Below are 24091 nucleotides of genomic sequence, written 5' to 3'. Positions count from 1 at the left end.
GCTTGAGTAACAAATATATTAACTTTAGTGTTTCATTGATTAATCCATAGGAATAAATACATTCTTTAGGCATTATCACTAACAATGACTTCTTTGAAATATGAAGGAAATTGTTGAAAACAAAAAAGGAGTTTCTAACTAAAGAAACTCCTTTTTTTAATATAAAAAACACTTATTAATTATTGTTTAATCAACTTAGTTGTTAGTATTTGATTGTTGTCATTTTGAACTTTAACCATATACATTCCTGAATTTAATGTAGAAATATCAAAACTATCAGTTTTAGTAAACTCGCCATTAAATGACTTCACTAATTTTCCGGTTAAATCGTAAATTTCAACCTTAGAAACATTCATATTCATATTAAAAGTTGATTGAGTTGGATTAGGATATAAACTAAACCCAATTAGTGTTTCGTTTTGAACACTTAATACATCTGAAGCTTTATTCCCTAAAATTCTAAACTGACCAGCAGGAATAGAAATTGTGGTTGTAGAATTCGCTACAGTTGTGTTTCCGGTTGGATCCATTAAATCGTACCAAGTAGAAGTTACTCCACTCGGAAAGTTTGTGTTTACCGTTTGAGAAACAACATCAAAGTTTGCAAGAATGATGACATTTTTAAGCTCTGTGTTTGGTATTGAATTATCAAAAATATCAATTCTAGGTGTATAGTTACCTGACGAAATAGTGTAGTCACCTTCAAAAACAGGTTCTTCAATTTTAAGTTTGTGTAACTTAGACCAATCCTCATAGATTTGTGCTCTAAGTGCTTCTGTTAACCAGTTTTCAGTCCATTGTGGTTGTGGTTTAGTATCTAATTTACAACCATCGTTATTGTAACTTCCGTCATTACAAGTAAAAATTGAATTATCCATACCAAGTTCTCCAAAATGCCATATCATTTTTGGTCCAGGAACCATTGATGATACTGCACCTAATGCAGACATTCTAGATAATGCAATATTTAAATTCTGAACATTATGTGAAGAATTACTTGTGTTACCATAAGCGATATTTTTATACATTAATCGTTCTTCATCATGACTTTCAGGATAACCAACAACTCTAGGGCCATTAAAACCAGTATGTGCTGTATGACCGATTCTGTCTATATTTTTATCACCATTTTGACCCATGGTTAACTCATTGTAAGGATCTGTCATTTTTCCCCACATCATTACTCCTTTGTCTTCGTCTAAACGATAATTAGCCCATTGTTTTTCTTCAGTATCTGAACCTAAATGCTCAAAAATAACATAATGATCAGCATCTAAAGACCAAGAATAATCTGCGTATGCTTTTAAAATATCTACGCGATCTTGTTGGTAGCCATTTGTGCAACTTTCATCTCCAGCTGTACAGTTTTGAGTAAATCCTTTTGTTAAATCCCATCGGAAACCATCGATATTAAATTCATTTATCCAATGTTCAACTGTGCGCTCCACAAAATCTTGAGTTCTCGCATTAGAATGATCAAAATCTTCACCAACACTATAACTATGCATTGCAACTTCATTAAAATAGGGGTTTTCTGAGCTTGGTGAACCCCAACCATCACCATCAGGATCGTTCATCCATAGTCGAACCATTGGATTTCTTCCAAAAGCGTGGTTAAATGCGATATCTAAGATAACTGCTATTCCGTTTTGGTGACATACATCAACAAGTTCTTTAAGTTTGTCTTCAGTACCATAAAATTTATCTAAGGCCATATGGAAAGACGTGTTGTAACCCCAACTTTCGTTTCCTTCAAATTCCATTACAGGCATTAATTGGATAGCATTTACATTAAGGTTTTTAAAATAGTTGATTCTGTCTATTATATCTTGATAGTTTCGGTTAGCATCAAAATCTCTAACTAAAACTTCATATATCACTAAATCTTCTTTTTTAGGTTTACTGAAATTAGTAACCTGCCAATTGTATGCTGTCTGTCCAGTTTCTAAAACAGTAACTTCACGTTCTTGACCAGCAGGATATGTAGGTAAGTTAGGATATGTTGTTGCAGAAATATAAGGGTCATCAAAAGGAGATAATACTAATGTAGAATAAGGGTCTGCAGTTTTAACTAGTGAAGGTGAATTTGCAATAGGTGTTTTATCTACAACCCAATATTGATAAGTTTCAACTTGCCCTGGAGTTAAACCTGTTAATTCTATCCAGAATTTATTATTTCTGGTTGGGTCTTTTTTCATGGCAAATGTTGAATTTGGTTGCCAGTTATTAAAACTACCTGCTACATATACAAAATCTTTACCAGAAGCGTAAAGTACTAATACAGCTGTATTGTCATCGATATAGGTTATACCTTCTTGGTAAGTTATTGGCATAATACCAATATTTGATCCTGGATCTACTAATGCACTAAAAGTTTTGGTTATTGTAGTGCCTCCTAATTCTGTAATTAACTCATAGTTTTTATTTGTTGTAATGTTAGAATCTACAAAACTGTAACTATTTGTTGAACTGTTAGTGTCAATTATGGTACCATCAGCTTTAAGTGTGTAGCTTGCATTGCCACCAATATTTGTAGCAGTAATTGTTAAGTCTTCGCCAGAATTTAATATGGTTGTATCGCTACTAGGTGATGTTAGGCTTACTTGAAACGTACCCACGTCATATATAAAATCACTACAACCACTAGCTTTCATTTCTTGAGATCCGTCTGCACTTCTAAAAACCATTCCCATTTGAATAACATTAGCGGCTTGTGCTGCTGTTAAACTATAGTAAGTTTCAGGAGTAATAGTAATACTAAATATACCTCCTCCTTGGTTCGTCATTTCTCCAACACCATCGTCTTGTCCCCAATTTCCAACAACACTAATACCAAAAGCATTAGATCCATCCCCTACGCCAGAGTGCATGTATACTTTGGTTGGATTGCTCAATCCGTTACAGTCTGTTGCACTACTATTAATGTCTACTGTAATTGTAATGCTTTCATTAACTTCAAACGGATTTGGTGTAATTGTAACTTGTGCAAAAGCAAAAAACGATACACTAATACAAAGAAGTACTAAGTAAATTTTTTTCATAAGTTTTTTATTTAAAAAAAGGGCTGATGTTAATCAGCCCTTTTAGGTTATAAGGGTTTAGTCTTATTTATTGAATTTTGTATAACGAATAAGTTCCGTTAGCAGTATCCATATGTACACGGTATAAACCAGCAGTAACAGCAATGTTATCTCCACCAGCATCTATTGTACCGTCTGCTCCAGTGTCACCAAAGTCAGAAGCCCAATCGTTATTTGCTCTAAATTTAATTTCGCCATCAACAAGTGTTGCAATGTCACCATAATAGATATCTGGTTGTATTTGAGTTAAAGCAAAATCTAGAGTAGCTCCCCAATCATTGTAGCCAGAACCAACGATTCCCCAAACATCTGACTCTTCCATAGTGTAAGTGTTATCATTTAAATTAATAGCAATAGAATAATGTCCAGCCGTAACTGCAATATTATCATTAGGAAATGAAGTAGCCCAGTCGTTATTGAATCTAAACTTCATTTCTCCATCTAATAATTTTACGTCTACTTTAAAAGTGTCAGTAGTATAATCGTAGTAAAATTTTGCATCTGGAGTAGCACCCCAATCATTATAAGCATCACCTACAACTCCCCAAGAAAATGCTTCCATAGTATATGTTGCAGCTGCTGTATTTAATGTGATTTTGTACGTACCTGCAGTAACTACAATATTAGCACCACCTGCTTCTACAGTACCATCAGCATCGTTATCACCAAGATCACTTGCCCAATCGTTATTTTCTCTAAATTTGATTTCTCCATCAATAAGAGTTACATATGCTACATATACATCTGCTTCACTCGTTGTATAAAACTGACCATCTGGGCCAGCTCCTCCCCAATCATTATAACCAGAACCTACTACTCCCCAAGTTGCTGGCGTTATATCAGAACCACCTACACTTGTTTCTTCTTGTAATTCTACGTTAAGTCCTTGTATAGCAGAGTAAGATGGTAAGCCATCATCACCTATTACAGCCATAAGTCTAAAATAAAGCATACCTGTGTTAGTGCCTGCTTCATTATTTAAACCTGCAGCTTCAGCTAAATCAATCATTTGACCAACTGTAACAGGGATTTCATTTGCTTCAGGATTCGCAACATTACTTCCTAAATCATATAAGTCTCCAGATATATAGTCAGAAAAATCTGCCATAGTTGCACCTTGTAGGTAGTAAGTAATATTTGTTGGTACACCAAAATCTGCATTATTCCAAGTGAAACGTTCAGCAAGATTCCCTTGTACAGATGAGTTTAAAACGTAATTTTCTAAAAACGACGTATTAAAAGCAATCCCTTCTGCTTCATTAGCAACAAATTCTAAATCGTCATCTGTTTCACAAGCTGTAAAACTTACAACTGTGATAAATGCTAGTAATATAAATTTTAATTTTTTCATTATTGTTTATTTTAGTGTATTAGTATCCTGGATTTTGTGTTAAGTTTGGATTAGCTTGTAGAGCAGTCGCTGGAATAGGGAACAATTTGTAATCATCAGATATTGATGAACCACTCGCAGTTCCACCTTTCCAAGGCCAGATATAGCTTCCTCCTGTAAATTTGTTAAAACGAATTAAATCACTTCGTCTCATACCTTCTAAATTTAATTCTCTAGCGCGCTCATCAATGATGAATTCTAAAGTTAAATCAGACATTCCAACTGCATCAGCATTTGATCTTGTACGTACATCATTTACATAAGTTAATGCATCATTCATAGATGTACCAGCAGCTCCTCTAATAGCAAGTTCTGCATACATTAGGTAAACATCAGATAAACGATAGAATGGGAAATCTGTAGCAGAAAATCCTACAGGATTACCACTGCCATCCGAAGCCGTATTTCTGAACTTAATAGAAGGGAAGCCGTCTGTCCATTCTCTGTAGTCACTCATTTCAAAGTTGTGACCTGTGGTCCAGAATAAACTTGCTCTTACATCATTAGAGGCTCCTAATTCAGCAGCACTATTACCAAATAAACCGTACCATCCTTTAGAGGCTCTGTGACCTGTCCATCCATCAGTAGCACCAAATTGCGCTAATGGCATAGTATCAGAACTTAAGCTTCCGTTAACAATATAGGTTGTGTTACCATAACTCTGGCTCGTTAAAGACTCAGCTAACAATGGAAATATTATTTCTGGAGAGCTATTATTATCTGAAGAAAATATTCTAACAAAATTAGAGTCTAATGAATAACCACCTTCGTTAATTACTTTGTTTACATAAGTCGCGGCATCAGACCATCTTGGTGTTCCTGTATAAACTTCGGCATTGATATATAATTTTGCTAAAAGCATATCTACTACATACCTATTGGCTCTTCCATAACTAGATGTTGTTCTAATAACAGGTTCAATAGCTAAAAGTTCTGATTCTACGTAGTTAAATAAATCTATTCTAGAAGCTTCAGGTAAAGGTTGAGTTTGTCCAAAGTTTACTTCAGTAGCCAATACCCCCTTACCAAATACATCAATAATATTGTAATAAGCTAAGGCTCTTAAAAAACGAGTTTCGGCAACAATATTTTCTTCATCTGGGAAATCTGCGACATCTAGTGCTTGTAAAAAGTTATTACATTGTGGTATTGTATAATAAGCTCTATCATAAAATAATTTAAAGAACTTGTTATTACGATCCCAATCAGAGGTTGTAGTTAATTGATCTAAACCATCATCTCCCCATCTATTCTTCATTGCATCTGCAGTAAAGTCTTGTAAGTTGATGATTGCTCTTAAAAACGCACTCTCACCTGGGTCAGGACTATCAATATCTGAGCTTCCAGGCCCACTAGGTCCTGTTAATGCGAACGTTGAGTATAGTCTTGATACTAAGCCTTCAACTGCATTTGGGTCCGAAGCTAATAACTCTTCTAAGGAAAGTTCAGTTATTGGTTCGGTATCTAAATCATCTATACAAGATGTGTACATACCTAACGTGGCAATACTCAATAAAATTAAAAATATTTTTTTCATAATTTTTTTTTTAAAAATCTATATTAACACCTAAAGTATAAACAGTAGGTCTTGGATAAAAGTTTCTATCAATACCTCCAAAGTTTTCAGGATCTTCTCCACTATAATCCGTGATTAAGAATGGATTTGTAACAGATGCGTACAGTCTAAAAGAACCGTCTTTTATTAATTCGTTAAAACGGTAACCTAAGGCAATGTTATCACATCTTAAAAATGTTGCATCTTCTAAATAATAATCAGAGAATTGCATATTTCCATTTACATTTTCAATTACTGGGTTTGCTGCACCATCATAAAAGTTAAGTACGTTCGTTAAATTGTTTTGACTTGAAAAAGCAGCACTATCAGTAAATCCGTAATTTAACTGTGCAAAATTGTAAACGTTACCACCAACTTGACCTCTAAAGCTAGAACTTAAATCCCAGTTTTTATAGTTTATAGTTAGGTTGAAACCGTAAGTCCAATTAGGAGCTGTTTGAGCATAATACTTGTCACTATCATTAATTTGGTTATCACCATTTAAATCTACAAAAGCATTAGGAATTGGGTTTCCTTGAGCATCATAAACTTGCTTATAAACATAAGCACTCGTAGCTGGTTCCCCAACTGCATGTCGGAATAACTCAGCACCTGTACCTCTTAATGTTCCGCCTGCATTAATAGCCGTAAGTCCATTTAAATCTGTAACCTCTGTTTGGTTGTAAGATAAATTACCACCTAGACTAACGGTTAAGTTATCATTGTTAATTGGCATTAAATTAAGGTTTAATTCAAATCCCTCACTCTCAGTTTTTCCAATGTTATCCACAAAAGAATTAGTCAGTGCTTGTCCAGGAGGAACAGGAGCATCAGCCAATAAATCTCTAGTGTATCTTTTATAGATGTCAAAAGATCCAGACAATAATCCATTATTAAATAAATCGAAATCTAACCCTACATTATAAGTAGTTGTTTTTTCCCAAGTTAAATTAGGGTTAAAAGCCTCTGCTGAATATAAAGATGAATTAGGGAAGTATTGGCTATTTGAATCTCCAATAGAAAACAATGGTATTGATGGGTAGTAACCACCTACAGTACCTGTAATGTCTTGTTGACCAGTTTCACCCCAACCTAATCGAAGTTTTAAAGTGTTAATTACTTTAGAATCTGCTAAGAACGATTCTTCATTTATTTGCCATGCTAATGCGGCAGCTGGGAAATAACCCCAACGATTTTCTTCAGTAAATAAAGAAGAACCATCTGCTCTAATTGATGCTGTAAATAAATAGCGATCTAAAATGCTAATATTACCTCTAGCAAAAAATGATTGTAGATTTAATACATTGTAGTATCTGTTATTTGGGTTTGCTGGGTTATTGTTAATTTCTCTTTGTCCAGAAACTAAATTATATTGAAAACGTTCTTGGTTACCATCGTTTTTAAAATTCTGATAAGAATATCCAGCTTGTAAATCCCATTTGTTTATTACTTTATTTGAAAGCAATTTGGTGTATTGTAGAAATCCATCTAATGTAGTGTTCGTTATAGTTTGGTTTTCTCTATAATTTAGACCTGGATTAAAAACATAGTTGTTATTAATATCTAAATTATCACCTTCAAATTGGTATGTTTCAAAAGCATTTTCACTAAAACGTTCTTCAATTTTAGATCCAGAAGCATCTAAACCAAAATTTACTACTGCTTTTAGTTCTGGTAAAAATGGCATTGTATAATCAAACTGAGCATTACCTAAAAATCTATAAACATTTTCTGGTCTTTCACGTTGTTCTAATCTTGCTAACGGATTTGACTGTGTGATTCTGCTAAAGGCATCATCATCCTCGTCTAAAGTAAGATAGTAACCTCCAAATCTATTGTTTGCAGAGTTGTCGTAAATAGGTTTAGTTGGGTCAAAAGACAATGCTTCTCCAAGAGCTCCTCCAGAATCAATTGCATTTTTAAATGCAAAAATACTTTTAGCATTTACATCAATCTTTAAATTGTCATTTAATAATTTTGGTGTCAATTTAACAGACATAGTTAATCTTTCGTAGTCATCATTTTTAACAACACCTTCAGCATATGTATAACCTACTGATCCACGGAAAGGAATCTTCTCAAAAAGATTGGCTCTAGCACTAAAGTTTGTGTTAGATGTTGTTGCTGTTCTTATTATAGCATCTCTCCAGTTAGTATTATAAAGCTGTCTTCCGTTTAAAGTATTTATAACGTTTTCACTTGTGCTTACTGAACCTGCTGCAACACCTAAGTTGCCAACTTCATCAGGATGGTATTCCTGAATGAAACGCGTAAACTCAGATCCATTCATCATATCCAAACCATCTCCAATAGAACTAATAGAATAATCAGTAGAAAAATTATATTGAGGTGCACCAGAAGTTCCTTTTTTAGTTGTTATAATTATAACACCATTTGACGCTCTAGATCCATAAATGGCAGTTGCAGAGGCATCTTTTAAAATAGAAAAACTTTCAATATCATTTGGGTTAACAAGCGTTAACGGGTTTGATACACCAGCAGGATTGTCATTTCCAATAGCAACACCATCAATTACAATTAATGGGTTATTCTGCGCATTTAATGATGAACCACCTCTAATTCTAATATTTGGAGCAGCATCAGGAGAACCTCCAGATGTGGTAATTCTTACACCTGCAGCTTTACCATTTAATAATTGATCGGTAGACACTATTGCACCTTGATTAAAGTCTTTCGATGAAACGACATCAACAGAACCTGTTGCGTCTTCCTTCTTTACAGACCCATATCCAATTAAAACAACTTCATCTAACTGTGAAGCGTCTTCCTCAATGGCAACATTGATTGGAGATTGGCCATTAAAAACAATTTCTTGTGTTGTGTAACCAACATAAGAGAATACAAGGACTTCACCTTGACTAACTTCTAAAGAATATTTACCATCAAAATCCGTTGAGGTTCCTCTGGCAGTACCTTTTATAATGACATTTACTCCTGGTAGAGGCATGGCATTTGCTTTATCTGTAACTGTACCTGTCGCAGTAGATTGCGCCATCAATGTTGCCGGTAGCAAAATGAGACAGAATAGTAAAGCATTTAAAAATGTTTTCATACAATGTGTTTAAGTTAATTACTTAGTTAATTGATTTATATTTTCACTTCTCGGGTTAAATCTAGGTAAATTTAATGTGTTAGAGGTGTTAAATAATATGACGAAAGTCACGAAAACGTTTGCGTGTTAAAAACTTTTAAATAAAAATGATATTATTAGGAAAATAATGAAAAAAATAGAAGATTTTTACTTTTTAGTACTATAATTAGGATATCAATAAAATCTAGTTTTGATATTTCAAGTATATTCGTTCCATATTTACAGCCAAAAATGAGAAGAAAAATAACCTTAAAACAAATAGCCAGAGAATTAGACGTTTCTATTTCTACAGTGTCTAAAGCATTAAAAAATAGCAAAGAAATAAGTGCAGATACTATTCAGAAAGTTCAAGCCTTTGCTAAACTATATAATTACAGACCCAATAATATTGCTCTTAGTCTTAAAAATAGAAAAACTAACACCATCGGAATTATTATTCCGGAAATAGTACATCATTTTTTCTCTAAAGTGATTAGAGGTGTAGAGTTAGTAGCTAACAAAAGAGGGTATAATGTTATTATAGGACTATCTAATGAGTCTTTTTCTAAAGAAGTCATAAACATGGAGATGCTTGCTAATGGCAGTATTGATGGCTTTATTCTTTCAATGTCTAAAGAAACGTTGCTTCAACAAGATTATCATCATTATAATGAAACCATGAATCAAGGTATGCCTATTGTGATGTTTGATCGTGTGGTTTCTGATATTAAATGCGATAAAGTAATAGTAGACGATTTTAATGGTGCAAAGAATGCAGTTGAAAAATTAATATCAAACCAATGCAAACATATTGCATTAATCACAACTAAAGATTATGTAAGTGTTGGAAGATTAAGAACTCAAGGTTATTTAGAGGCTTTAGAGGAAAATAAAATTACACCTCAGGCAGAATTAATTCTAAAAATGGATGATACCCTAGATTATGAAGTGCATTTAGAAAAATTGGAGGCAGAGATTGAGCAACTTTTTAAGGCTCATAAAAATATAGATGGCGTATTTGCTGTTAATGAATTATATGCATTATCTGCAATGAAAGTAGCCCGAAGAATGGGATTAAATGTGCCAAATGATATACAAGTTATTGGCTTTACAGATGGTGTGCTTTCTAAACATTCAACACCAAGTTTAACTACTGTTAGTCAACATGCACAGTTAATGGGAGAGCGCGCTGCAGACTTATTAATAGATAAAATTGAGACTGAGTTTAATGCTGAAGAAGAACAGTTTCAGACCGTTGTAATTAACACCGAATTAGTAGAGCGAGAATCTACCAAATAGAAATTTATCATTGTCATATTAAAATCTTTTATATCTTTGACGAATAATCAAAACTTATATTTTCACTTCTCACAATAAGTTTTGATGAGCTAAGCTTGTCAGAATAGTATCAATTTAAATATACTATTTCATGAAAAAGCGTATTCTCGGATTCTGGGAAATTTGGAACATGAGTTTCGGATTTTTAGGGATTCAATTCGGTTTTGCTTTACAAGGTGGCTTCATGTCACGAATTTTTCAAACACTTGGTGCAGATAAGCATGATATTCCACTTTTATGGATAGCAGCGCCTTTGACAGGTTTACTTGTACAGCCTATTATTGGTTATATGAGTGACCGAACTTGGAGTCCAAAATGGGGAAGGCGACGACCTTATTTTTTAGTTGGCGCCATTTTAAGTTCAATAGCCTTATTTTTTGTGCCTTATTCACCAGCTTTATGGATTGCTGCTGGTTTTCTGTGGATTCTTGATGCGTCTATTAATGTATCAATGGAGCCATTTAGAGCTTTAGTTGCAGACAAATTAGATGAGTCTCAAAGAACTTACGGTTTTGTAATGCAAACCTTAATTATTGGAATCGGTACTTGGGTAGCTAGTAATTTACCTTGGTTAGTTTCAGAAATGGGAGTGAGCGATGCAGCAGATTTAGGTGTTGTGCCAGATTCTGTGAAGATTGCATTTGCCATAGGCGCATTTGTATTCTTAATTAGTATTCTTTATACCGTTTTTACTACAACTGAATATCCACCAGAGGATATGGAAGAATTCGAAAGAGAGAAAGCTAAAAAAAATAGGTTTATTTCAGATATTACTAATAATATAGGAAATATGCCTTCTACAATGAAGAAATTAGGTGTTATCCAATTCTTTAGTTGGTTTGCCTTTTTTACCATGTGGAGCATGGCTAATCCAGCTTTAACAGAGCATGTTTATAATACACCAGCACCAATTGAAGCTAACTTTGATATGACAAATGCTGCAGATCAAGAAGCATTTAAAATTGAAAATACAGCTTTTCAAAAAGCATCAAATTCAGTAGGTTCTGCGATGGGAGTTTATGGCTTGTCTTCAATGGCTTTTGCGTTATTGTTTGTGTTTTACACTTCAAAGAAAAACGTTAATAGAAAATATGTGCACATGTTATCTCTAATAATAGGTGGAGCAGGATTTCTATTAATGATGGTCGTTTCACCAGAGCAACTCAAATATTGTTTTATGTTAATAGGTATTGCTTGGGGAAGTATTCTTTCCATGCCATATGCTATGTTATCTAGCTCAGTAGACCCAAAGAAAATGGGCATGTTTATGGGGATTTTCAATATGTTTATTGTAATCCCACAAATTATTGCTGCACTTGGAGGTATTAATTTTGTTTCCGGACTTTTAGGAGACGATGCCATTAATGCTATGACTATTGCAGGCTTAAGTTTAATTATCGCTGGTTTATGTAATTTCTTAATCACTGAAAAAGCAGCAATCTCATATCAACCTACAGAATAAAATAAAAAAATGAACAAAAAAGGATTCATATTCGATTTAGATGGTGTCATTGTAGATACTGCGAAATATCACTTTTTAGCTTGGCAAAAACTAGCTAAGGGTTTAGATATTGATTTTACTGAAGAAGAAAACGAGCAGCTTAAAGGCGTTAGTCGTGTTCGTTCTTTAGAAAAAATATTGGCTTGGGGAAATAAAACGATTTCTCAAGAATTGTTCAATGACCTTATGGGCAAAAAGAACGAAGAGTATTTAAATTATATCGCAGAAATGGATGAGAACGAAATCTTACCAGATGTGCCAAGAGTATTAAATACTTTAAAAGAAAACAAGCAACCTATCTCATTAGGGTCGGCAAGTAAAAATGCGCGAACAATTTTAGAGCGTGTCAATCTCATGTCAAATTTCGATGCTATTGTAGATGGCAACGATGTTACAAAAGCAAAGCCAGATCCAGAAGTGTTTTTGATAGCTGCTAAGGAATTAAATATAAAGCCAGAAGACTGTATTGTTTTTGAAGATTCAGTAGCTGGTGTTACAGCTGCCAATACAGCTAATATGATTTCTATAGGCATCGGAAGTAAGGATGTTCTAGGTCATGCAGATTATATATTCAATGATTTTACAGAAATCTCAGATGATTTTATAAAATCCCTTATAGAGAATTAAATAGAAGTAAAACGTTTCAAAAAGAGACTTTTAAATAAAATTAGAATGAACCTAGATTATATTATCCCAAACGATTGGTCAATTATAGAAGAAGGATTCGACCCAAATCAGGTTAAGGCATCAGAAAGTATATTTAGTATCGGAAATGGTGCTATGGGACAACGTGCCAATTTTGAAGAAAAATATTCAGGCCCAACATTTCAAGGGAGTTACATTGCAGGTGTTTACTATCCAGATAAAACCAGAGTAGGTTGGTGGAAAAACGGTTACCCAGAATACTTTGCTAAAGTATTAAATGCACCAAATTGGATTGGTATTAACGTCATAGTTAATGGTGAACAACTCGATTTATTCGCTTGTAAAGACATAAAAGACTTTAGAAGAGAATTGAACATGAAAGAAGGTTGGCTCTCAAGAAGTTTCGTTGCAACACTTCAAAATGATATTGAGGTTGAGGTCAAAACAACACGTTTTTTAAGTCTAGATTTAGATGAAGTTGGCGCTATAAATTTCAACATTAAGCCACTAAATTCAAAAGCTGAAATTACTTTTGAACCTTATTTAGATTCAGGTATTACCAATGAAGATACCAATTGGGATGATAAGTTTTGGGATACTTTAAATGTAAGTCACGAGAATAATCAAGCCTTTATTCAGGCAAAAACCATGAAAACAGATTTTTACACCTGTACTTTCATGGAATCTCAAGTTTATATTGATGGTAAATCGGTATTAACTGAACCAAATTTTACGGCAGATTCAAATTTAGCGTCTTTCAGTTATACTTATAATGTTGAGCAAGGAGAAACGTATTCTATTCATAAATTTGGTGGTTATACTGTAGATCGTGACCATAATAAAAATGAGTTGCTTACTGCTGCAAAGTCGTCTTTAAGCAAAGCTACAACGGCTGGTTTCACTAAATTACTAGAAGACCAGAAGCAAGCTTGGGCTCAGATTTGGGATATGGCAGACATCACTATAGAAGGTGATGTAAAAGCACAACAAGGTATACGTTTTAATATTTTTCATCTTAACCAAACGTATTCAGGTACAGATGCAACTTTAAATATAGGACCAAAAGGATTCACAGGAGAAAAGTATGGAGGAAGTACCTATTGGGATACTGAAGCTTACTGTATTCCATTTTACATGGCAACTAAAGATCAAGAGGTTGCTCGAAATCTTTTAACCTATAGATATAACCATCTAGATAAAGCCATTGAAAATGCTGAGAAATTAGGATTTAAAAACGGAGCTGCATTATATCCTATGGTTACTATGAATGGTGAAGAATGCCATAATGAATGGGAAATTACTTTTGAAGAAATTCATAGAAATGGCGCCATTGCTTTTGCCATTTTTAACTATTACAGATATACAGGCGATTTTAGTTATATACCAGAAATGGGACTCGAAGTTTTAATCGGTATTGCACGTTTTTGGCATCAAAGAGCTAACTTCTCTACCAATAAAAACAAATATGTTATTCTTGGTGTAACTGGTCCTAATGAGTACGAAAACAATGTAAATAACAATTGGTACACTAACTATATTGCAAAATGGTGTATCGATTATACATTAGAAACAATTGAAAAAGTAAAAGAAGGTCATAGTAACGATTTTGAAAGAATCTCTGGTAAAACAAAGATTTCACATGAAGAGTTAGCACTTTGGAAAAAAGTAGCAGACAATATGTATTTTCCATATTCTGAAGAAGAAAATGTATATCTTCAACAAGATGGTTTTTTAGATAAAGAATTAATTACAGTTGTAGATTTAGACCAATCACAACGACCAATTAATCAAAAATGGTCTTGGGATAGAATTTTACGTTCACCATATATTAAGCAAGCAGATTTATTGCAAGGGATGTATTTCTTTGAAGATAAATTTACGACTGAAGAATTAGAACGTCATTTCGATTTTTACGAACCATTCACGGTTCATGAAAGTTCATTGTCACCATGTGTACACAGTATTCAAGCTGCAAAATTAGACAGAATGGACCAAGCGTATACGTTTTATTTAAGAACATCGCGTTTAGATTTAGATGATTATAATCACGAGGTTCACGAAGGTTTACACATTACCTCAATGGCTGGTACTTGGATGAGTATTGTTGAAGGTTTTGGTGGTATGCGTGTTAAAAATGACACCTTATCTTTTGAGCCTAAAATACCTAATCAATGGGAAGGCTATTCGTTTAAAGTGAACTTTAGACATCAAATTATCACTGTAAGTGTTAGTCAAAACGAAACACAATTTATATTAGAAGGGGATAAAGACTTAACCATTTATGTAGATGGAAAAGAAGTTTCAATTAGTCCTAATAATAGGGTTACTGTATAATTTAGAAGACCTTGCAGGTTTTTAAAACCTAGTAGGTCTAGAATATGAATTAAATATCCTGCAAGGTTTTAAAAACCTTGTAGGTATTTGTTTAAGATTACTACCGACTTGTTTCATTTTTAAAATAAATTACAATGAAAACACTAAAACTAATTCTAATAACGCTTCTAGTTGCAACTGTGTTTTCATGCAAGGAAACCACATCTGAGGAAAGCGTGGTTTCAGAACCTGTAGCTGAAATCCAAAACGATATTGAGAAAGTTGAGCCACCTCATTGGTGGATTGGATTCAAAAATCAAAAATTACAATTACTGGTAAAGCATCCAAATATTGGCAGTGCAATACCAAAAATTAATTATTCAGGAGTTAGCATAGCGGAAGTTCATAAGGCAGATAGCCCAAATTATCTGTTCTTAGATTTAGAGATTTCCGAAACGGCAAAAGCAGGAAAATTCAATATTAGATTTCAGCTTGAAGATGCCTCAGAATTAATTCAAACTTACGAGTTAAAATCACGAGAGAAACCAGCTGAAGATTACATTGGTTTTGATAGCTCTGATGCTATTTATCTTATTACACCAGACCGTTTTGCAAATGCGAATCCAAAAAATGATGAAGTAGCAGGATTGCTTCAACAAGGCATTGATAGAACTGATGGTTATGCCAGACATGGTGGAGATTTACAAGGCATAACTAGCCATTTAGATTATATTGAAAATCTTGGATTTACGGCTGTTTGGCCATGCCCTGTTTTAATAAATGACATGCCAAGTGGCTCGTATCACGGTTATGCCATGACAGATTTCTACAAAGTAGACCCTCGTTTTGGTACCTTAAAAGATTATAAAGAATTAGCCAATAATCTAAGAACTAGAGACATGAAATTGATTATGGACCAAGTTGCTAATCATTGTGGTTTAGAACATTGGTGGATGAAAGATTTACCGTTTAAAGATTGGGTAAACTACCAAGAACTTTATGAAGAAAATAAAGACAATTGGGATTGGAAAACAACAAAAACGTCTAACCATAGAAGAACGACAAATCAAGACCCTTACGCTTCTAAAAACGATTACTTAGAAATGGCAGATGGTTGGTTTGTTTCTAGTATGCCAGATTTAAATCAGCGTAATCCTTTTATGGCAAATTATATTACGCAGAATAGTATTTGGTGGATTGAAACTTTAGGATTAGGTGGTATTAGACAAGATACATATCCATATCCAGACAAGGCTTTTATGAGTAATTGGGCAGGAGCCATAATGAGCGAGTATCCAAACTTTTCAATTGTTGGAGAAGAGTGGAGTTACAATCCGTTGTTAATTGGGTATTGGCAAGAAGGCCATGAAAACAATGATAAATACGATTCTAATTTAAAATCGAGTATGGATTTTGCCATGCAAAAAAATATTAGTGATGCTTTAAATGAAGAGGAATCTTGGGATAAAGGTTTGGTTAAAATGTACGAAGGTTTAGCTAACGACTTCGCGTATACATCACCAAAAGATATTATGGCGTTTACAGATAACCATGATATGAGTCGTGTTTTTACACAACTAAAAGGCGATGTTGTAAATACTAAAATGGCTTTAAGTTACCTTTTAATGATGCCAAGAATACCGCAAATTTATTACGGTACAGAAATTCTAATGGACGATTTTGAAAAGCCTGGAGACCATGGATTAATAAGAACAGATTTCCCTGGAGGTTGGCAAGGTGATAGTGTTAATGCATTTACAGGGGAAGGCCTTTCCGATAATCAAAAAGACATGCAGACGTTTTTAACTAAGATGTTAAACTACAGAAAAACGAGCGACGCTATTCATGATGGTAAAACCATGCATTTTGCGCCACAAGATGGTGTTTATGTAATGGCGAGAATTTCGGATAATGAAACTGTTGTTCATATCATTAATAAAAATGAAGAAGAACAAGAATTAGAATTATCAAGATTTGAAGAGTTAGGTTTAAGTGGTAAAACACTAACTAATATTATTTCAAAGGAAACGCTTATTTGGAATACTAGTATGACTTTAGATGAAAAAGGAAGTACAATTTTAACTACAAAAACGCAATAATATGAGAACTATTTTACTGGTATTATGTGTTAGTTTATTTATGTTTTCTTGTAAAAATGAATCGAAAACAGAAGAACTAAATACGGATGAAACAGAAACAAATGTTGCGCCAATAAACTTTCAACATTTAAAAAGTGCAACACTCTTCAAAGGAGAAATTCATAGAATTGATAGTTTTCCATCCAACTATATTGCACCAAGACCAGTCGATGTTTGGTTACCAGAAAACTATATGGAAAGCAAAAAATACAACGTATTATATATGCATGATGGCCAAATGTTATTCGATTCATTAACGACTTGGAACAAACAAGAATGGAAATTAGATGAATGGGCAAGCCAATTAATGGAAGAAGGAAAAACTGAAGACTTTATAGTTGTTGCAGTTCATAATATAGCAGAACTTCGTTGGCAAGATTTATTCCCTCAAAAAGCATTTAATTATATAAACGAAGCCACTAAAGATAGCTTAAAAGACCTTTCAGGTTCAAAGGATTTTAAACTGAATGGTGATAATTATTTAAAATTTATCGTCGAGGAATTAAAGCCAGAAATAGATAAAAAGTATTCCGTTTATACAGACAAGGAAAATACGTTTGTCATGGGCTCAAGTATGGGAGGCTTAATGTCTATGTATGCCATTTCTGAGTATCCAGAAGTCTTTGGAGGTGCAGCTTGTTTATCAACACATTGGCCAGGGGCAATGCCAACGGAAAATAATCCGTATCCCATTGGGATTTTTAAATACATGGATGCTAATTTACCAAAAGCAGGTGAGCATAAATTGTATTTTGATTATGGTAATGAAACGTTAGACCAATATTATCCGCAATATGCACCAAGAGTAGATGAGATTTTAAAAGCTAAAGGTTATACAAGTTCTGATTCTAAAAACTTATTTTTTGAAGGGACTAATCATTCAGAAAACTCTTGGAACAAAAGATTAGACCAGCCATTAGTATTTTTATTAAAAGATAGTAAGCATCGAAACAACAAGCCTAATGTAGGATTTTAATAACCAATTAGACTTCAAAAATTTAAAAATGAAAAACATTAAATTATTTATAGTAGCCCTCTTTTCATTTGCCTTTTTATCTGCCCAAAACTCTAACCGTGTTTTTAAAAGCGCAGTAAAACAAGGCTTAGATTTAAAAGTTGAAGTCAACGATGGCTATTATATTATCAAACCCTATTCTTCAAACATTATAGAAACGACTTTTGTGCCTAAAGGCGAATACTTAAAAGCACAATCTCATGCTGTGGTTGCAAAGCCTTACAATTCGTATTTTGAAATGACAGACAGAGGCAATGATGTTGTTTTAAAAACCAAAGGTTTATACGTTGCCATTACTAAAAGCCCTTTTCAAATTTCATATTATTATAAAGACAAATTTATTGTTTCAGAAAAGGAAGGTTATGTAAAAAATGACAGTTTAGAAACTATAAATTTTAATCTTACAAAAGATGAAGTTTTATATGGAGGAGGAGCAAGAGCATTAGGAATGAATCGTCGTGGCAATCGTTTGCAATTATACAATAGAGCACATTATGGTTACGAAACACATAGCGAACTGATGAATTACACCATGCCAATTGTAGTGTCTTCCAAACAGTACATGTTGCATTTTGATAATGCACCAATTGGTTTTTTAGATTTAGACAGTAAAGGCGATAATTCATTAAAATATGAAACCATTTCAGGCCGAAAAACCTACCAAGTCATTGTTGGTGATTCTTGGTTAGATATGATGGATGTTTATACCGATTTAACAGGAAAGCAACCAATGCTGCCGCGTTGGGCTTTAGGTAATTTTTCGAGTCGTTTTGGGTATCATTCTCAGCAAGAAGTTGAAGAAACCATAGCTAAATTTAATGATGAAAAAATTCCGGTTGATGCTATAATTCTAGATTTATATTGGTTCGGAAAAGAACTAAAAGGAACCATGGGAAATTTAGAAGTCTTTAGAGATTCTTTTCCAGATTTTGAAGGCATGGTAAAACGTCTCAATGATAAAGGAGTAAAAACGATTACCATTACAGAGCCTTTTATCTTAACGACATCTAAGAAATGGGATGAAGCGGTTGAGAAAAAGATTCTGGCAAAAGACTCTGTTGGGAATCCTGCGAAATACGATTTCTACTTTGGTAACACAGGACTCATAGATATATACAATCCTGATGGCGAAAAATGGTTTTGGAACATCTATAAAGATTTAGCGAATAAGGGTGTTGCAGGTATTTGGGGAGATTTAGGAGAACCAGAAGTACATCCAGATTGGGTACAACACAAAACAGGTAGCGCAAATGAAGTTCATAATATCTATGGCCACGATTGGGCAAGATTGATTTTTGAAGGCTACGAGCGCGATTTCCCAGATACAAGACCCTTTATTTTAATGCGTGCTGGTTACTCTGGCTCGCAACGTTATGGTATGATTCCATGGTCTGGAGATGTTAACAGAACTTGGGGAGGATTACAAAGTCAACCCGAGATTGCATTACAAATGGGAATGCAAGGTTTAGCGTATATGCATAGTGATTTAGGTGGTTTTGCAGGTGCAAATTTAGATGATGAATTATATGTGCGATGGTTGCAATACGGCGTTTTTAATCCAATTTATAGACCTCATGCACAAGAAGACGTGCCAAGTGAACCTATTTTTAGAAGCGAAAAAGCGAAAGCATTAGCCAAACAAGCTATTGAATTACGTTATAAATTATTACCATATAATTACAATTTGGTTTTTGAAAATAGCCAATTTGGAAAGCCATTAATGCGACCATTGTTTTTTGAAGAATCGGATAATGCAGATTTGTTCAATTACTCAAAAACCTATTTATGGGGAAATGACATTTTGGTATCACCAGTTTTAGAAGCCGAAATAACAGAACAAGATGTTTACTTTCCAAAAGACAATGTTTGGTTCGATTTCTATACCGATGAAAAGATAAAAGGAGGACAAACAAAAACGGTAAAATTGAATGAAAGTTCAATTCCTACTTATGTAAGAGCAGGTGCATTTATTTCTAATACAAAAGTGGTTCAAACAACAGAAGAGTTTGAAGATACAAACTATAAAATTGATTACTATCACGACTCTTCTGTGCTAACATCCAAGAGACAAATTTATAGTGATGACGGCAAATCTGCGAAAGCTATAAAAAATAAAGATTTTGAGGTATTAAATTTTGAAATGACCACTAGAGGTTCTAAATTAGAATTTAAAATCACAGATAAAACAGGAAAGAATTTTAGTTCTAAATCACGTGTTTTTTATTTAACAATTCATGGATTAAAACATAAACCAAAACGAATTACAGTTGGAAGGAATGACGATTTTGACTGGTCAGAAACTTCAAAAACGGCTAGGATTCCTATTGAAAGAAATACAGGTGAGACTTCAGTAATTACAGTAAAACTCAAAAAATAATCCAAATGAAAAAGATTAAAAGCATTACAATAGTATTAGTTGTATTAAGTATTTTTGGATGTAAAAACGAAAACAAAGCACCTATTAATCAAGAAGAAATTAAAATTCAAATGAAGAAGAAAGAAGTCGTATATCAGGTTTTTACACGATTATTCGGAAATACGAATACCACCAATAAACCTTGGGGAACTTTAGAAGAAAATGGCGTTGGAAAATTTAATGATTTCACGGATTTAGCTTTAAAAGAAATTAAAGATTTAGGCGTAACACATATTTGGTATACAGGAGTTCCTCATCACGATGTGATTACGGATTATACTAAATATGGTATTTCTAATGACGATCCAGATATTGTAAAAGGAAGAGCTGGTTCACCATATGCTGTGAAGGATTATTATAATGTTAATCCAGATTTAGCCGTGAATGTTGACAATAGGTTAGAGGAATTTGAAGCGTTAATTGAGCGTTCTCATAAAGCAGGCTTAAAAGTGATTATTGATATTGTACCAAATCACGTGGCTCGTAATTACCAGAGTTTGTCAAATCCAAAAGGAGCTTCAGATTTTGGGTCAGAAGATGATAAAACAAAAACCTACGACGTTAACAATAACTTTTATTACAATCCAGGTGAAGCGTTTAAAGTGCCAGAATGGAAGAACGGCTACCAACCTCTAGGAGGAGAAAAAACAGATTTAGTAGATAGTAAGTTTGAAGAAATTCCTGCAAAATGGACAGGAAACGGTTCACGAGCATCGCAACCAGATATCAACGATTGGTACGAAACCGTAAAAGTAAATTATGGCATTAGTCCTGATGGTAGAAAAGATTTTGATGATTTACCAGATGGTTTTGAGAATGAAGATTATAAAAAACATTTTGAATTTTGGAGTGATAAAACAGTGCCAAGTTCGTGGGTGAAGTTTAAAGATATTGCTTTGTATTGGACCGCCAAAGGCGTTGATGGTTTCCGTTATGATATGGCAGAAATGGTACCTGTTGAATTCTGGAGTTATATGAATTCGCACATTAAAATGAAAAATCCAGAGGCTTTTTTATTAGCTGAGGTTTATAACCCAAGTTTATATAGAGATTATATTAAACGAGGAAAAATGGATTATTTATATGATAAAGTTCAACTTTATGATATACTTAAACACGTCATGCAAGGTCACGGAAGTACAGATAACATTCCACCAATTTTAAGTGATTTAGGCGATATTGAGCATCATATGCTTCACTTTTTAGAAAACCATGATGAGCAACGTATTGCGAGTCCAGAATTTGCTGGTAGTGCAGAAAAAGGAAAACCAGCAATGGTGGTTTCTGCAACATCTTCTACAGCACCAACCATGATTTATTTTGGTCAAGAATTTGGTGAGCCTGGAGCAGAAGATTTAGGTTTTGGAGATCCAAGCCGAACTTCTATTTTCGATTATGGTTCAGTGCCAAGTATAGTGCGTTGGGTAAATGACAAAAAGTTTGATGGAGGACAATCCACAAAGCAAGAAGATAAGCTTCGTGATTTCTATACGCGCTTGCTGAACTTCACAATCAATAGTTCGGCTTTAATGGGAGACTATCAAGATATTCAGCATTACAATCACCAAAATACGGAATGGTATAATGATAAAGTGTTGTCTTTTGTACGTTGGAGTGACGATGGAAAATTGATAATTATTTCAAACTTTAATGCAGACAATACTTATGGTTTTGAGTTGCAATTACCAGAAGATTTAGTTCAGAAATTAGAACTTAAAGATGGTGAATACGAAGTAAAAGACCAATTGTATAAAACATATACTTCAACTTTAAAAGTTGAAAATGGTAAAGCACAAGTAAGAATTGATATTAAACCTTTGGAATCTTTTATTTTAAAAATTAAATAGATTCAAAACCTCAGTCCAGATCTGTTCAGAGTTTTAAAACCAAACAGGCCTAAAACCAATAAATAATTATGAAGAAACTAATTCTATTAACTATAATTCTAATCACTTTGAGTTGCAAAAATAAGGACAAGGAAAACAAGATAGCTGCATTAGAAACAGAACAAGCTATTGAAACACCATTTGTTTGGGAAGGTGCAAATCTCTATTTTTTATTAACGGATAGATTTAATAACGGTAAATCTGAAAATGACACCAATTTTGATCGTTCAAAACAGCCAGGAAAATTAAGAGGTTTTCAAGGTGGAGACATTAAAGGAATAACTCAGAAAGTAAAAGAAGGTTATTTTTCCGATTTGGGTATTAATGCCATTTGGATGACACCAATAGTAGAACAAATCCATGGCGCAACCAATGAAGGTACAGGTTTAAGTTATGGTTTTCATGGTTATTGGACTAAGGATTGGACTAAGATAGACCCAAATTTTGGTACTAAGGAAGATTTACACGAGCTAGTAAAAGAAGCACACGCAAGAGGTATAAGAATTGTGTTAGATGCTGTAATAAATCATACAGGTCCTGTTACCGACAAAGATCCAGTTTGGCCAGAAGAATGGGTACGTACAGATCAGCAATGTTCTTATGACAGTTATGCCAATACTATAAGCTGCACCTTAGTTGCAAACTTACCGGATATTAGAACAGAAAGTAATGATGATGTAGCGTTACCACCACAACTGGTAGAAAAATGGAAAGCAGAAGGGCGATACAAGCAAGAGGTTAAGGAACTCGATGCCTTTTTTGAGCGTACTGGTCACCCAAGAGCACCACGTTTTTATATTATGAAATGGCTTACCGATTACATTACAGAGTTTGGAGTAGATGGTTATAGAGCAGATACGGTAAAACATACTGAAGAATATGTTTGGGAAGAATTTAAAGTGGAATGCGATTATGCTTTTACTGAATTCAAAAAGAACAATCCAGATAAAGTATTAGATGATAATAATTTTTATCTCGTTGGTGAGGTTTATAATTATGGAGTCAGTTCTGGTCAGATATATGATTTTGGAGATAGACAAGTCAATTATTTTAATCCACCAAGTTTTCATAGTTTAATCAATTTTGATTTTAAATGGAACTCAAAAGAAATGGATTATGAAGCGTTATATAAACGATATTCGGATATTTTAAATGGTGAATTAAAGGGCTTTGGAACACTTAATTATCTAAGTTCTCATGATGATGGAAGTCCGTTTGATGCAGAAAGAAAGAAGCCATATGTAACAGCTAATAAGCTATTGTTGTCTCCAGGAACTTCGCAAGTATATTATGGAGGTGAGTCGGCAAGACCATTAATTATTGAAGGTACAGAAGGTGATGCCACATTACGTTCTTTTATGAATTGGGATGCTATTAAAAATGATGCTAGAACAAAAACGATTTTAACACATTGGCAAAAATTAGGGAAATTTAGAGCAAATCATCCTGCAGTTGGAGCAGGTGTGCATCAAATGATAACTGAAACACCTTATTATTTTTATAGAAGCTATCAAAAAGGCAATTTTAAAGATTTAGTGGTTATTGGTTTAAAACTTGAAAAAGGAGAAAAAGTGATTGATGTTTCTAAGGTTTTTGAAGAAAGAGTAATGCTACGTGATGCTTATTCTGGAAAAACAGCAACTGTAGAAAATGGTAAAATAACAATCGATTCACCATTTGATATCGTTCTTATAGAAACAGAATAATTAATAAATAGGACTTG

At 33.7% G+C, this 24091-nt stretch carries 13 protein-coding genes; 9 read left to right on the top strand and 4 right to left on the bottom strand.

Going from position 1 to position 24091, the window contains the following annotated elements:
• Window positions 1-179: 179 nt before the first annotated feature.
• From Q0807_RS01340 to Q0807_RS01325, 4 genes are all read right to left on the bottom strand, one after another.
• Window positions 180-3041 (bottom strand): alpha-amylase family glycosyl hydrolase, encoded by a 2862-nt coding sequence (locus tag Q0807_RS01340; RefSeq protein WP_299105487.1) that lies wholly within the window; start codon window positions 3039-3041, stop codon window positions 180-182.
• Between the two features lie 67 nt (window positions 3042-3108).
• Window positions 3109-4431 carry a SusE domain-containing protein gene (locus Q0807_RS01335; RefSeq protein WP_299105482.1) on the bottom strand — a complete coding sequence of 441 codons (1323 nt, stop codon included), beginning with the start codon at window positions 4429-4431 and terminating at the stop codon, window positions 3109-3111.
• Window positions 4432-4450: 19 nt separating this feature from the next.
• A complete protein-coding gene (locus Q0807_RS01330; RefSeq protein ID WP_299105479.1) occupies window positions 4451-6007 on the bottom strand; it encodes a RagB/SusD family nutrient uptake outer membrane protein in 1557 nt (518 codons plus the stop codon).
• Window positions 6008-6017: 10 nt separating this feature from the next.
• Entirely contained in the window at window positions 6018-9098 is a 3081-nt protein-coding gene (locus tag Q0807_RS01325) for a TonB-dependent receptor (RefSeq protein ID WP_299105477.1), read from the bottom strand.
• 270 nt (window positions 9099-9368) lie between these two features.
• Here Q0807_RS01325 and Q0807_RS01320 point away from each other — a divergent pair, with 270 nt between their 5' ends.
• The 9 genes from Q0807_RS01320 (at window position 9369) to Q0807_RS01280 (ending at window position 24074) form a co-directional block, all read left to right on the top strand.
• Entirely contained in the window at window positions 9369-10415 is a 1047-nt protein-coding gene (locus tag Q0807_RS01320) for a LacI family DNA-binding transcriptional regulator (protein WP_299105475.1), read from the top strand.
• 130 nt (window positions 10416-10545) lie between these two features.
• Window positions 10546-11916 (top strand): MFS transporter, encoded by a 1371-nt coding sequence (locus Q0807_RS01315; RefSeq protein WP_299105472.1) that lies wholly within the window; start codon window positions 10546-10548, stop codon window positions 11914-11916.
• 9 nt (window positions 11917-11925) lie between these two features.
• Window positions 11926-12582 carry a beta-phosphoglucomutase gene (gene pgmB / locus Q0807_RS01310; protein ID WP_115815897.1) on the top strand — a complete coding sequence of 219 codons (657 nt, stop codon included), beginning with the start codon at window positions 11926-11928 and terminating at the stop codon, window positions 12580-12582.
• A gap of 45 nt (window positions 12583-12627) precedes the next feature.
• The gene (locus tag Q0807_RS01305) at window positions 12628-14934 is read left to right on the top strand and encodes a glycoside hydrolase family 65 protein (RefSeq protein ID WP_299105468.1); all 2307 of its coding nucleotides are present in this window, start codon (window positions 12628-12630) and stop codon (window positions 14932-14934) included.
• A 134-nt stretch (window positions 14935-15068) separates the two neighbouring features.
• A complete protein-coding gene (locus tag Q0807_RS01300) occupies window positions 15069-17012 on the top strand; it encodes a glycoside hydrolase family 13 protein (RefSeq protein WP_299105466.1) in 1944 nt (647 codons plus the stop codon).
• Window position 17013: 1 nt separating this feature from the next.
• Window positions 17014-18027, top strand: a complete 1014-nt coding sequence (locus tag Q0807_RS01295; RefSeq protein ID WP_299105464.1) for an alpha/beta hydrolase-fold protein — start codon at window positions 17014-17016, stop codon at window positions 18025-18027.
• Window positions 18028-18055: 28 nt separating this feature from the next.
• Entirely contained in the window at window positions 18056-20443 is a 2388-nt protein-coding gene (locus tag Q0807_RS01290; protein ID WP_299105462.1) for a TIM-barrel domain-containing protein, read from the top strand.
• Window positions 20444-20448: 5 nt separating this feature from the next.
• Window positions 20449-22329, top strand: a complete 1881-nt coding sequence (locus Q0807_RS01285) for an alpha-amylase family glycosyl hydrolase (protein ID WP_299105459.1) — start codon at window positions 20449-20451, stop codon at window positions 22327-22329.
• 68 nt (window positions 22330-22397) lie between these two features.
• Complete coding sequence (locus tag Q0807_RS01280; protein WP_299105457.1) at window positions 22398-24074, top strand: alpha-amylase family glycosyl hydrolase; 1677 nt, start codon at window positions 22398-22400, stop codon at window positions 24072-24074.
• Window positions 24075-24091 lie beyond the last annotated feature (17 nt).

The sequence above is a fragment of the uncultured Winogradskyella sp. genome, from assembly GCF_947495255.1.
GTDB lineage: Bacteria > Bacteroidota > Bacteroidia > Flavobacteriales > Flavobacteriaceae > Winogradskyella.
The sequence above is the reverse complement of the archived record's forward strand: the minus strand, read 5'-3'. Positions and strand labels throughout refer to the sequence as shown.

Excerpts from the sequence above, each read along its gene's own strand:
- Q0807_RS01340 (WP_299105487.1), bottom strand. The coding sequence starts at position 3,041 with ATGAAAAAAATTTACTTAGTACTTCTTTGTATTAGTGTATCGTTTTTT.
- Q0807_RS01335 (WP_299105482.1), bottom strand. The coding sequence starts at position 4,431 with ATGAAAAAATTAAAATTTATATTACTAGCATTTATCACAGTTGTAAGT.
- Q0807_RS01330 (WP_299105479.1), bottom strand. The coding sequence starts at position 6,007 with ATGAAAAAAATATTTTTAATTTTATTGAGTATTGCCACGTTAGGTATG.
- Q0807_RS01325 (WP_299105477.1), bottom strand. The coding sequence starts at position 9,098 with ATGAAAACATTTTTAAATGCTTTACTATTCTGTCTCATTTTGCTACCG.
- Q0807_RS01320 (WP_299105475.1), top strand. The coding sequence starts at position 9,369 with ATGAGAAGAAAAATAACCTTAAAACAAATAGCCAGAGAATTAGACGTT.
- Q0807_RS01315 (WP_299105472.1), top strand. The coding sequence starts at position 10,546 with ATGAAAAAGCGTATTCTCGGATTCTGGGAAATTTGGAACATGAGTTTC.
- pgmB (WP_115815897.1), top strand. The coding sequence starts at position 11,926 with ATGAACAAAAAAGGATTCATATTCGATTTAGATGGTGTCATTGTAGAT.
- Q0807_RS01305 (WP_299105468.1), top strand. The coding sequence starts at position 12,628 with ATGAACCTAGATTATATTATCCCAAACGATTGGTCAATTATAGAAGAA.
- Q0807_RS01300 (WP_299105466.1), top strand. The coding sequence starts at position 15,069 with ATGAAAACACTAAAACTAATTCTAATAACGCTTCTAGTTGCAACTGTG.
- Q0807_RS01295 (WP_299105464.1), top strand. The coding sequence starts at position 17,014 with ATGAGAACTATTTTACTGGTATTATGTGTTAGTTTATTTATGTTTTCT.
- Q0807_RS01290 (WP_299105462.1), top strand. The coding sequence starts at position 18,056 with ATGAAAAACATTAAATTATTTATAGTAGCCCTCTTTTCATTTGCCTTT.
- Q0807_RS01285 (WP_299105459.1), top strand. The coding sequence starts at position 20,449 with ATGAAAAAGATTAAAAGCATTACAATAGTATTAGTTGTATTAAGTATT.
- Q0807_RS01280 (WP_299105457.1), top strand. The coding sequence starts at position 22,398 with ATGAAGAAACTAATTCTATTAACTATAATTCTAATCACTTTGAGTTGC.